Below are 12,582 nucleotides of genomic sequence, written 5' to 3' on the forward strand. Positions count from 1 at the left end.
AATGAGAAAGACTGCATCAGCCGGAGAAGGGCCTAATTCCCCCCATTAGTGCGGGCTGCGCGCTAACATACAGTAACATGCCGGAAACCATCAAAATCACTCCCCCCGAAAAAGCCAAAAGGGAAAACATTGCCCGCTGCCACACCGGCGGCGCACGATGCGTGCTCAGACGCTCTACGGTGCGGCGGCAGAAAAAAACCAGTGCGGCCAGGGCGGAGATCGTCATAGCCGTTCCGGCCGCCATCACCAGTGCGGCAGCCACTCCCCAGGCATAAACCCCGATGACTTTAGCGAAGAGTAGCACCAGAATTGCGCCTGAACAGGGGCGCATTCCCATCGCCAGCACGATCATTAGTCGCGTTCGCCAGTGGTTATCCCCTTCAAGTTCCTCCGCGTTAGGAAGGTGGCGGTGCCCACAACCACAACCGTCATGCTGATGAGAAAAGTGATGTGATGTTAAATGCGGGCGCAAAGGCATACGCCTATCTGCGAGTGCGCTCAGTCGCGCATTCTGCAATGGGACAATGCGCATAATGGTCACCGGGGCAGGTTGCCTTATGAGAGTGACATAGAGTTGTTTCAGCGCCCGCAAAGAGAGTAACGCGCCCAGTCCCGCCACCAACACAAAGCTGCCCTTTTCCATCCAGAAGCTGCTGTGATGTAGCGTTCGACTCGACAACTGCAAGATCCCCAAGACAACACTCACTAGCGCCACAGCCACCATTCCCTGAACCAGTGAGGCAGCCAGTGTTAACTTCAGGCTGCTCTTCAACTTCGATGGATGTGTGGCCAAATAAGTCATGATAACGACCTTACCATGTCCCGGCCCTACCGCGTGGAGCACGCCATAGGCCAGACTGAATAACAGTAGGCTTAATCCTGCCTGATGTGGTTGCCGCTCGACCATTTGCAGCAGATGCGACATTTGCTGGTGCAGTGCTTTCTGCCAAATTGCACTTTGCAGTACGATTTGCGGCCAGTACGCCACAACGTAATACAATGTCGAAACCAGTAACGTCAAAAAAAGCCACAACGGCCATAGGTCGCGCAGTCTACGCAGCGTTGACCGTCGGCGTGGTCGTGCGATGAAGTTTACTGGCATTGTAACGTCACCCGTTGAGCAAACTGTTTTCCTAGCGCGATATCTTCATCCGGCGCCGTATTTTTATCCAATGACAACGCATACGATTGCAGTTCGGCGTTGGGTTTCGGCGTAAAGAGCGTCGTGTTACAACGTGGCGCCAATGCCGACGAAAGTGTTATCGCTTTATCGTTTTGATAAGACATATCGACAAAATAGGTCGGGTCATAAGTAGAAATCAGAAAAGGTTTTCCCGCTATCGGTTGTGGATGCGCCAACGGCAATACGAATGCCAGAACAACTTGATTACCTTTGCGCGAAAGATGGTATTCGGTTGGCACCGGCGCATATTTAACAGGCTGGTCATCACGGTAAATATCGGTGAAATAGTGTTGCCCCAACACATTAGCCATGACTTCTGCCGCCAGCTTTTTCCAGACTTCAGAATCCGGCTTTGCCTTTCCGGCATCGTATAACAAATCGGCGGACGTAATGGGATCCATCGTCCACTGCATGCGTAAACCGGTGATGTGATCGTTGTGACTCTCAATCGTCGTTTGCATATCAATAAAACTGTGTGGGTGAGCGAAAACCGGCTGGCAAAATGTCAGACCTAATAGTAGCCACTTTAGCCGTCCCCCACCCCATTTGAAAACGTTATAATGTAACATTTGTTTTACCACCTTGGGTTACACCACATTCTCTGTTTTACTACCGAATAATCGCGATGCTGGCACCGAGATGCCAGACACAAAAAACGCCAGCGTAAAAGCTGGCGTTTGGATAGGCGTCTGAACGCAATTTCAGTGAAAAAGCCTAATTAAGCGTAAACCGGGAAGCGGGCGCAAAGATCCAGCACTTTCTGTTTTACGCGTTCAATGGTGGCTTCGTCGTTGATGTTGTCTAACACATCACAGATCCACCCGGCCAACTCGCGCACTTCCGCTTCTTTAAAACCGCGGCGGGTTGCGGCGGGCGTACCGATACGAATACCGGACGTGACAAACGGGCTCTTCGGATCGTTGGGCACGCTGTTTTTGTTCACGGTGATGTTGGCACGACCCAACGCGGCATCGGCTTCTTTCCCCGTCAGATTCTTACTCACCAGATCTAACAGGAACAGGTGATTGCTGGTGGCGCCGGAAACCACGTTGAAGCCACGCGCCAGAAAGACCTCCACCATCGCTTTGGCATTTTTTGCCACCTGCTGCTGATAAACTTTGAATTCCGGCTCCATCGCTTCTTTCAGTGCAACCGCTTTGCCTGCAATAACATGCATCAACGGGCCGCCCTGACCGCCAGGGAAAACCGCCGAATTCAGCTTTTTGTAGAGATCTTCATCGCCGCCCTTCGCCAAAATCAGGCCACCGCGCGGGCCAGCCAACGTTTTATGCGTCGTTGTGGTTACGATGTGAGCATGAGGAACTGGGTTTGGATAAACCTCTGCGGCGACCAGACCCGCCACGTGCGCCATATCAACAAACAGGTAGGCGCCGATGCTATCTGCGATTTCACGCATTTTCGCCCAGTCAACCACGCCAGAATAAGCAGAGAAACCGCCAACGATCATCTTTGGCTGGTGTTTGCGCGCCAGTTCAGCCATTTCGTCGTAGTCAATTTTGCCACTTTCGTCGATACCGTAAGGAATGACGTTATACAGTTTGCCCGACAGGTTAACAGGGGAACCGTGCGTCAGGTGACCACCGTGCGCCAGATTCATACCCAGAATGGTGTCTCCCGGTTGCAGCAACGCGGTATACACAGCAAAGTTAGCCTGCGAGCCAGAATGCGGCTGCACATTGGCATAATCAGCGCCGAACAAGGCCTTCGCTCGATCGATCGCCAGTTGCTCAACCACGTCAACATACTCACAGCCGCCGTAGTAACGTTTGCCAGGATAACCTTCGGCATACTTGTTGGTTAACTGAGACCCTTGAGCCTGCATTACGCGTGGGCTGGTGTAATTTTCTGACGCAATCAGCTCAATGTGCTCTTCCTGACGCACCACTTCTTGCTGCATTGCCTGCCACAGGTCGGCATCATAATCGGCAATGTTCATTTCACGCTTTAACATCCGCATCTCCTGACTCAGCTAACATAATATAGACTGGGCATTAATGACCCATATAGAAATCGGGCTACCCTTTAGAGGAATAGTATATAGTGTAAACCGTTTTTCCCTCGCGAAGATAGCTCTTGGCAGAGGTTTTTACGCAAACGATTAGCTCCAGGCAGCACAAGGCTTTAGCAAGAATAGGTTGCCCCACAACAACCGGATTTTTGTTCATTCGTCACTTGTTAATTCTTCATGTCACTTTCCATTACCTCCGACTAAACATCCCTAAGGCCTAAAAGGTTATTTACAGCGACAGGCAAACCCAATAAGATTCATATTAAATACATCTTATAAATCACACCAATAATAAGGAGCCACCATGCTGGATAGCCAAACTATCGCCATCGTCAAATCTACCATCCCCTTGTTAGCGGAGACCGGCCCTAAACTGACCGCGCATTTTTACGATCGCATGTTTACCCATAATCCCGAACTAAAAGATATTTTTAACATGAGCAACCAGCGCAATGGCGATCAGCGGGAAGCGCTGTTCGATGCCATCTGCGCTTATGCGACGAATATAGAAAACCTGCCCGCGCTGCTGCCTGCGGTTGAACGCATCGCCCAGAAGCACGCCAGCTTTAATATTCAAGCCGACCAATATCAGATCGTAGGCCGCCATTTGCTGGCTACGCTGGACGAAATGTTTAGTCCTGGACAGGAGGTGCTGGATGCCTGGGGTAAAGCCTATGGCGTACTGGCCAACGTCTTCACCCAACGCGAGAGCGATATCTACCGTAGCACTGAAGCGAAAGAGGGCGGCTGGCGCGGCGTACGGCCTTTCCGCATAGTAAGTAAGCAACCGCAAAGCACCGTGATTACCAGTTTCACGTTGGAACCTATCGACGGCCAGCCTATTGCTGATTTTCAACCGGGCCAATATTTGGCGGTGTATATCAGACATGATGGGTTCGCCAATCAGGAAATTCGCCAGTACTCGCTGACTCACGCGCCAAACGGAAAATGCTATCGAATTGCGGTCAAACGCGAAGATCTGGGCACGGTTTCCGGCTACTTACATGACATTGCCCGCGAAGGCGATGTCATTTATCTCGCTGCGCCGCACGGTGATTTCTTTCTTGATATTTCAACCGACACGCCGGTTGCCCTAATTTCCGGCGGCGTGGGGCAAACGCCGATGTTGAGCATGTTGCACGCGCTCAAACAGCAGGACCACCAGGCGCAGGTCATCTGGCTGCATGCGGCAGAAAACGGCGCGACGCATGCGTTTGCGGATGAAATTAAACAAACAGGGCTGTCGCTGCCACAGTTCCAGCAGCACATCTGGTATCGAGAACCGCTTCAGGCCGATCGCCCAGGCGAGGATTACCATCATCGCGGACTGATGCAGCTAGACGCGTTAAAAACGGCATTAACGACGCCGGGCATGCACTATTACTTGTGTGGCCCTGTTGTTTTCATGCAATTTGTCGCCCAGCAACTGCTGGCTATGGGGGTCTCTACTGAGCAGTTGCATTACGAATGTTTTGGTCCGCATAAAATTGTCTAACCCTCGCTGATTATGAACCGAACACTTGGGCCGCGCTTTGCGGCCTTTTTACCCTCATATACCACTGTCCATAAAATACTTTGTCGATCACAAATTGCTATCTTGTCCCCGTAATCATCCGCTAAAAAAGACGTAAGTCACAAAAAAAACCGACGCTTTGAAATAACATTTCATTTTTAATAAATACATGTTTCATCAGTGAAATTGGCGTTTAGGCATCGCCCTTGAGCTACATTGCGCGCACAATAAAAGCGTTCACGTTATCGTGAAATGCCGCGACAAGTATGACAAGAAATCGGGGGCCTTTCTTGGATAACACAGGACGCAATAACCCACCGTCTCTCATTAATTAACAAGGGATATGTCTGACCATGGCAAAATGTTTTTCAGGTAGTGTCGCTTTAACATTGATGCTTTTCGCACCTTTAACGCTGGTTTACGCTAAGCATCCCGCTACGACGCCTCAAACGATTGCTCAGGATAAAACGCAACAACTGTCGGGTGCCGTGCTAGATGAAAAAACAGGGTTATCTGGTGCGGTCACCGTACGGGATATCCACTTTCCCGCCACCATCATTATCAGAGATCAGCGTGGCAAGAAGCGGCAGACACAAACCGACGAGCAAGGAAAATATCATCTTGATATTTCAGGCCTTACCCCACCACTGCGTCTTTTAGCTATTGAGTCCGGCGGCAATAACTGTTTACTGAATAACATCCCCCGCGCCATTTGCCTATCCGCTGTGGCCCCGTCATTACATAGCGGCAAAGAGAATATTGCTAATATCAACCCATTGACTGACCGTATTACCTCAGATGTCGCAGTCGCGGCAGGTTATATAGGCCCTCAGCAATTTACCGACGACACAGCCTCGCCAAAGCTGGATTCCGCCGCATGGAAAAGAGCCTATGCTAATTTTCACGTTGGTTTTAATAACGCCTTGAAACAGGCGGGCATCAAGGCACCCGCACACTTCGATCCTCTGACTTATCCTGCGGGCCAGCAGGAAACCGTGACTAAAATCGTCGACGTCATTAATCACAATCGTAATTACCACAACAATACTGGCTACTCCGGTCATACGGTGCTGACTGATAGCGCATTTCATCCCATTGTCGGCCTGAATAATCAAGGTCGTTATGAACCCTTGGATTATCGTTCTGCCCGCCAGAATCTGGATGCGATTAAGAATGCGCAAACGCGTATCTTCATCGTCGGTGATTCAACGGCGGCGAACTATGAAAAAGGGCGCTTTCCCCGTATGGGATGGGGACAGGTTTTTGAACAACAGTTCAGCAAAAAGAGCGGCATCAAGGTGGTGAATGGCGCACGCGCAGGCCGCAGTTCACGCGACTATTTTTACGAAGGCTGGTTCCGCCAGATGCGGCCGCTGATGAAAGAAGGCGATTTCTTGTTCATTCAGATGGGCCATAACGATCAAAATTGCAACAGCGCAAAAGCGGTACGCGGCCCCGCCGATGTAGCAAACCTTTGTACTTATCCCAACGACGCTACCGGGAAAAAGCAGGCGCCGCAGGGAAAAGACGATATGTCATTCCAGACATCATTGGAGCGCTATATTACGTTTGCCCGCCAACACAAGCTCACACCGGTGCTGCTTACGCCGACCACCCGCGTGAAGACGGCTGAAGGGAAAGACGGTACGCCAGCGGTACACACCCACTTCACCAAACAAAATGCTGAAAATGGCTACGCATTTATTGGCGATTACAGTCAGACCATTAAAAACACGGCAGCAGATAATCAGACGATTTTACTGGACATTGAGCCTGCCACTATCGCACTGGCCAATCAGGGCAACCGCAATCACTGGAAACAATACTGGCTGGTGGTCGATCCGAAGAAATACCCTTTTTATCGTAATCAACCCGGTAGCCTAAGCAAACCGGATACGACGCATTTTCAGAAAAAAGGGGCGATTGCCGTCGCGGAGATTGTCGCCGATGCCATTCGACAGGAACCTGCATTAGCCCCGTTGGCAAAAAAATTGATCCGCAAACACAAGTAAAAATGAGTCAGACAACACCATAAAACTAAACCGCGCAGGCATGACGTCGTGCGCGGGACAAACTTTTCCTTACCAAAATGAAAGGACTTTGGGCATGATAACTACCTCAACCTTCTGTAAAACGCTGGCCTTGGCCATGTTAGTCTCTTCTCCCTGCTCGTTAGCACTGGCCGCCAACTACAATGCACTGGTTTCCAGTAACGCGAATGGCAACGCCTACAAATCTATCGCTGAAGCTATCGCCAGTGCTCCGGCTGACGGATCTCCATTTGTTATCTATATAAAGAATGGCGTCTATCATGAGCGCCTGACAATTACGCGTCCAAACATTCATCTGCAGGGCGAGAGCCGTGACGGAACCATTATTACGGCAACAACTGCCGCTGGCATGCTCAAACCCGATGGAAAAAAGTGGGGAACCTACGGTAGCAGCACGGTAAATGTTAGTGCTCCAGATTTCAGCGCCCGTTCGTTAACCATCAGCAATGATTTTGATTATCCAGCCAATCAGGCTAAAGCCAGCGATGATCCAACCAGAATAAAAGATTCTCAGGCTGTGGCGTTGCTGGTGGCCGAGAAGAGCGATCGAGCCTGGTTTCACAATGTCAGCCTAACCGGCTACCAGGACACATTATATGTCAAAGGCGGGCGCAGCTTCTTCTCACAGTGTCGGATCAGCGGCACGGTTGATTTTATCTTTGGTAATGGTACGGCGCTTTTCGACCATTGCGATATCGTTGCACGTAACCGCACCGACGTGAAAGGTCAACCACTCGGCTATCTCACCGCCCCGAGCACCGACATTACGCAAAAATACGGTTTGGTTTTCACCCACAGTCGCGTGATTAAGGAGGAAGGCGTCCCCGCTAAAAGTTATGCGCTTGGCCGCCCCTGGCACCCAACGACCACCTTTGAGGATGGACGCTATGCCAACCCAAATGCGATCGGTCAGGCGGTTTTCCTGAACACCTTTATGGACGATCATATCTATGGCTGGGACAAAATGTCAGGCAAAGATAAACAAGCCGAGAAAATCTGGTTCTATCCGCAGGATTCACGCTTTTTTGAATATAAATCCAGCGGGCCAGGCGCGGAAAAAACCGATCAACGCCGTCAGTTAAGCGATGCGGAAGCCGCAGAATACACGGCAGAAAATGTGTTGGCGGGTTGGGTGCCGACGGCGCCTAAAGTGAAGTAGAAGTAGAAGTAGAAGTAGAAGTAGAAGTAGAAGTAGAAGTAGAAGTAGAAGTAGAAGTAGAAGTAGAAGTAGAAGTAGAAGTAGAAGTAGAAGTAGAAGTAGAAGTAGAAGTAGAAGTAGAAGTAGAAGTAGAAGTAGAAGTAGAAGTAGATGTAGATGTAGATGTAGATGTAGATGTGCGGAAGCCAGCCCTCATCAGGCTGGCTTCTAAAAAGGAACAACGCCAGGCGGAACGATTAAATCGCTTCCTCATCTTCTTCACCGGTACGGATACGAACAACGCGCGCCACATCAAAGACAAAGATTTTACCATCACCAATTTTACCCGTCTGCGCGGTTTGCGTGATAGTTTCCACGCAGGTGTCAACGATATCATCAGATACAACAATTTCGATTTTCACTTTCGGCAGAAAATCGACCATATATTCTGCGCCGCGATACAACTCAGTATGGCCTTTCTGACGACCAAAGCCCTTCACTTCCGTTACCGTCATCCCTGTAATGCCCACTTCAGCTAACGCTTCACGTACATCATCCAGTTTGAACGGCTTAATAATCGCATCAATTTTCTTCATGAGGAACCTTCGTGTTATCAATGTTTGCGGCCAAAGCCGAGCATTAGCAAATGAATAGCATGTCAGAACGCGACCAGACAATCTACACTCCGCGAACTACATAGCGGGTAGTCGCCAATTCCGCCGCGCTAATCTTTAAAATCGTTGGCGTCCAATTCATGACGCCCCAACAGTTTATAAAATTCAGTTCGATTACGCCCGGCCATTCGGGCCGCCTGCGTGACATTACCTTTAGCGATCTGCAATAATTTTCGCAAATAGTTAAGTTCAAACTGATGGCGAGCCTCGACAAAGGTCGGCAACGCGGTATTTTCACCTTCGAGCGCTTGTTCAACCAGCGCATCGCTAATCACCGGCGCGCTGGTCAATGCCACACACTGTTCGATGACATTGACCAGTTGACGCACGTTACCCGGCCAGCTTGCCGTCATCAAGCGTTTTAGCGCATCGGTTGAAAAGGCGCGGACAAAAGGCTTATGGCGATTGGCCGATTCACGCAGCAAATGATTCGCCAACAGTGGAATATCTTCGGCGCGTTCATGCAGCGCCGGCAACTTTATATTTACCACATTGAGCCGATAATACAGATCCTCGCGAAATTCATTGCGCGCCATCGCCTTCGGCAAATCACGGTGCGTGGCAGAGATTATCCTGACATCAATGTCCAGATCGCGGTTGCTACCCAGCGGGCGAACTTTTCGTTCCTGCAAAACACGCAGCAGCTTAACCTGCAACGACAGCGGCATATCGCCAATTTCATCTAAAAATAGCGTACCGCCTTCCGCAGCCTGAAAGAGCCCCTCGCGACTACTGACCGCCCCGGTAAAAGCGCCTTTCGCGTGACCAAACAACTCCGACTCCAATAGTGGTTCCGGCAGTGCGCCACAGTTAATAGCGATAAAGGCGTTTTTCGCTCGCGGACTCGCTGCATGAATTGCCCGAGCTAACACCTCTTTCCCGGTTCCGCTCTGACCATTAATCAGTACGCTGACGTCCGATTGTGCGACCATTCTGGCCTGTTCCAACAGACGCAACATGATAGGGCTGCGTGTGACGATGGCTTCGCGCCATGTTTCATCACTCGTCGGTGCGGACAATGCCAACGCGTCATCTATCGCCTTGTAAAGCGCATCGCGGTCAACGGGCTTTGTCAGAAAGCTGAATACGCCTTGCTGTGTCGCGGCGACAGCATCGGGGATAGAACCGTGTGCGGTTAAAATGATCACTGGCATCCCCGGTTGATAGCGTTGAATTTCGGCAAACAGCGCCATGCCATCCATTTCATCCATCCGAAGATCGCTGATCACCAGATCGAACGTCTCGCGCGTTAACAGCCGTAGCGCCTCCTGACCACTTTGCGCCGTGTTAACGCTAAACCCTTCGCTGGTCAACCGCATACCCAAGAGTTTTAGCAGGCTGGGGTCGTCATCCACGAGCAACAAACTCGCCGTTTTTCGGGCCGTCATGGTCTTGTCGATTCCTTCTTCGTCGCCGATTTATCCGGCTCAGGGAGAGTGACACTTTCCGCATCTACGGGGATGTTGCTTGAACTTGTCGCTGAACCACCTGGATCGCTTCTCTTCACGTCGGCGCCCGGCGTATTAGCACCAGTGTGACGTTCATTAGCATCCTCCGGCAATTCTCCTGACATGGATTTACGCGACGACAGTTGACGTTCAATATCCGTCAGATTTTCCAGTTTCCGCGTGGTCTTTTCCAATTGGTCTTGCAAATGATCTTGCTGAATACGTAACGCCTCTAGCTGTTTGTCGCTGGACTCTTGTAAACGTTTATAGCGCAGTCGTTCATCCGATAGCGCGAGAAATAGCGTTTGTCTATCGCTCCAGGTATCCACCAGCGGGCGCAACGCTGCGGGAAAGGCATGACGGTATACATTAATCTGTTCCAAAACTTGATGCCGTTCGGCCTGCGTAATTCCTGCATTATCCAGCAGGATGCCTTGCTTAAACACATGTTCCCAGCCATTGCCTGCGACCTGACGCGCTTGCTCGCGGGCATGGAATGGCGTGAGCCGCCCTGCACACGCCATCGCACGCAGCCAGTAAAGTGCGTTGTTCATCGATTCACTATCGTCTATCTGCCACAGATGGTCGCATGGCGCGATACGAAAATCAGCGACCTGCTCTTGTGGCGCGGCAGCGCCTGTCCCCGACAGCGTAGTACCGTATTGCGCATGACTATGACATGCCGCCAAAATAAATGGCGACGAGACTAGCACCGCAGTCAAAACGCGAGGAAAAACGCTATTGGCAAGCCATCCCTTTAATAATCCTGCATTCATTATCTGTTGATTCTCAACGTTTCTTCATTTTCAGAAAGTAACGGCAACTCAATGCGGAAACAAACATCAGCATAGTCCACACGAATCAGACTCAGCTCACCGCGTAGACGACGAATACAATCACGCGCTATGCTCAACCCTAATCCACTCCCTTTCACCGCCCCACGGCGCTGATGGCTGCCCTGATAAAAGGGCTCAAAGATCAGGATTCGTTCAGCATCGGGGATGGGCGTACCAGTGTTGGCGACATCGATCTGAACGCGGTTACCACTCAGACGACTGTAAATCCAAATGTTACCGGATTCCTTGCCGTAGTGCACCGCATTGGAATAGAGATTATCAATCACACGCATCAGCAGCGTGGTTTCGGCCCAACAGTGGTCAGCGGCCAATAACACATCGGTATGCATCTTTTTGGCGCGGGCTGGCAGGCTATGAGACGACACGACAATGTCGACGACGTCTTCTATTTCAACACGTTCCCGTTCTATAGGCGTATCGGCCAGCTTACGATTATACTCCAGCAGTTGATCGATCAACTGCAACAGATGGCGGCTACTGCTATCGAGGATGCCAACGACTTCCTTCTGGTCAGCGGTCAGCGGCCCCACGACCTCATCCGCCAGCAGTTCAGTTCCTTCTCGCAAACTCGCCAACGGCGTTTTTAACTCATGGGAAATATGGCGCAAGAACTCATGTCGCTGCGACTCCAGCCATGACAGTCGTTCACTCAGCCAGATAATGCGCTGCGCCAGCGTCCGGATCTCTCGCGGCCCTTTAAACGTACTGATATTGCCCAGAGAGCGGCCTTCGCCAAGACGATTAATCATTCGCTCGACGCCATTAACCGGACCAATGATCATCCGTGTAAAGAGCATCACCAACAGCACACTCACCAAAAATAGCAGTAACGCCTGCCAGCCAAAGAACTGGCCACGTTCGGAAATAGCCTGCTGTAGCTGTTGTCCACGGGAAAAAACGACATCGCGTGTCACTTGTACCAGTTGCTCGTTCGCCCGTGAAAAACCTTTCAACTGGTCATCGGCCGTTTGTTCCGGGTTGCTGTTATGACAGCGTATTTCGCTTAGCTGCGTCAGGTATTGTCGCAGAGTTTGATAATAATGAGGATCGGGCAGCACCTGCGCATGAGCGTCCAGCATTTGCGTATACTGTTTACGTTGGTTCTGATAAAGCGTCGCCAGCGTGCGATCGTCTAATACGCAGTATTGCCGATAGCTACGCTCCATCGCCAGCGCAACGCTGGTCATCGCCTCACTACGGCGGGCATCCGTCAGCGTGGTGCGGTTGATCTCCGCGGCCTGGTCGCTCAACATATTCAGGCTTTGATAGGCCTGATAGGCGAGCACTAACAACGGCAATAGCACCAACAAAAACGCCATAATGACTAATTGCCGTAAGGAACGCGGAAATAAACGCCATCGTTTCAAAGAAATTATCTCATCGCCAATCGAATCCGTATTGATGCTAACCGAGTCTGGTAAAAGTTCAACGTTTTCCCTTGCAACCTGCGCAACGCTTCGCAATTTGGCAGCAATGGCGAGTCATGCCAATCTCTGCATTCAGATGGGTTCGGTTGGAAAATGACGAGGCGTAAAAAGCATGAAGCGGAGAATTATCACAAAAGGGGATTATCAATAGGCTAAAACGCTACGCGGCCAAAAGCCTTGTTCTCTCTGGCCGCGTAACTGAATAGGCGGTGCCTCACTCAACGTGTCGCCCGATGCTTGATAAAGCCACTTGCGTGTACTG

10 protein-coding genes are annotated in these 12,582 nt (G+C 50.8%); 3 read left to right on the forward strand and 7 right to left on the reverse strand.

The window, feature by feature from the left end:
• Window positions 1-16: 16 nt before the first annotated feature.
• From RFN81_RS13105 to glyA, 3 genes are all read right to left on the reverse strand, one after another.
• Window positions 17-1,102 carry a nickel/cobalt transporter gene (locus tag RFN81_RS13105; RefSeq protein ID WP_264496253.1) on the reverse strand — a complete coding sequence of 362 codons (1,086 nt, stop codon included), beginning with the start codon at window positions 1,100-1,102 and terminating at the stop codon, window positions 17-19.
• A complete protein-coding gene (locus RFN81_RS13110) occupies window positions 1,093-1,752 on the reverse strand; it encodes a DUF1007 family protein (RefSeq protein ID WP_378928549.1) in 660 nt (219 codons plus the stop codon). The genes RFN81_RS13105 and RFN81_RS13110 overlap by 10 nt, the downstream gene beginning before the upstream one ends.
• A 149-nt stretch (window positions 1,753-1,901) precedes the next feature.
• Entirely contained in the window at window positions 1,902-3,155 is a 1,254-nt protein-coding gene (gene glyA / locus RFN81_RS13115; protein ID WP_264496254.1) for a serine hydroxymethyltransferase, read from the reverse strand.
• A gap of 361 nt (window positions 3,156-3,516) precedes the next feature.
• Here glyA and hmpA point away from each other — a divergent pair, with 361 nt between their 5' ends.
• From hmpA to RFN81_RS13130, 3 genes are all read left to right on the forward strand, one after another.
• A complete protein-coding gene (gene hmpA, locus RFN81_RS13120; RefSeq protein WP_264496255.1) occupies window positions 3,517-4,707 on the forward strand; it encodes an NO-inducible flavohemoprotein in 1,191 nt (396 codons plus the stop codon).
• Window positions 4,708-5,078: 371 nt separating this feature from the next.
• Window positions 5,079-6,737 (forward strand): pectin acetylesterase PaeY, encoded by a 1,659-nt coding sequence (gene paeY, locus RFN81_RS13125; protein WP_264496256.1) that lies wholly within the window; start codon window positions 5,079-5,081, stop codon window positions 6,735-6,737.
• Window positions 6,738-6,831: 94 nt separating this feature from the next.
• Window positions 6,832-7,935: a pectinesterase family protein gene (locus tag RFN81_RS13130; RefSeq protein ID WP_378928552.1), complete on the forward strand. Its 1,104-nt coding sequence runs from the start codon at window positions 6,832-6,834 to the stop codon at window positions 7,933-7,935.
• 236 nt (window positions 7,936-8,171) lie between these two features.
• Here RFN81_RS13130 and glnB read toward each other — a convergent pair whose 3' ends face one another.
• The 4 genes from glnB to RFN81_RS13150 form a co-directional block, all read right to left on the reverse strand.
• Window positions 8,172-8,510 carry a nitrogen regulatory protein P-II gene (gene glnB / locus RFN81_RS13135; protein ID WP_005970202.1) on the reverse strand — a complete coding sequence of 113 codons (339 nt, stop codon included), beginning with the start codon at window positions 8,508-8,510 and terminating at the stop codon, window positions 8,172-8,174.
• 128 nt (window positions 8,511-8,638) lie between these two features.
• The gene (glrR, locus tag RFN81_RS13140; protein ID WP_264496257.1) at window positions 8,639-9,976 is read right to left on the reverse strand and encodes a two-component system response regulator GlrR; all 1,338 of its coding nucleotides are present in this window, start codon (window positions 9,974-9,976) and stop codon (window positions 8,639-8,641) included.
• The gene (qseG, locus tag RFN81_RS13145) at window positions 9,973-10,812 is read right to left on the reverse strand and encodes a two-component system QseEF-associated lipoprotein QseG (RefSeq protein WP_264496258.1); all 840 of its coding nucleotides are present in this window, start codon (window positions 10,810-10,812) and stop codon (window positions 9,973-9,975) included. The genes glrR and qseG overlap by 4 nt, the downstream gene beginning before the upstream one ends.
• Window positions 10,812-12,269, reverse strand: a complete 1,458-nt coding sequence (locus tag RFN81_RS13150; protein WP_264498974.1) for a sensor histidine kinase — start codon at window positions 12,267-12,269, stop codon at window positions 10,812-10,814. Before RFN81_RS13150 ends, qseG begins: the two co-directional genes overlap by 1 nt.
• Between the last annotated feature and the right edge of the window lie 313 nt (window positions 12,270-12,582).

It is taken from the genome of Pectobacterium cacticida (assembly GCF_036885195.1).
Classification (GTDB): domain Bacteria; phylum Pseudomonadota; class Gammaproteobacteria; order Enterobacterales; family Enterobacteriaceae; genus Pectobacterium; species Pectobacterium cacticida.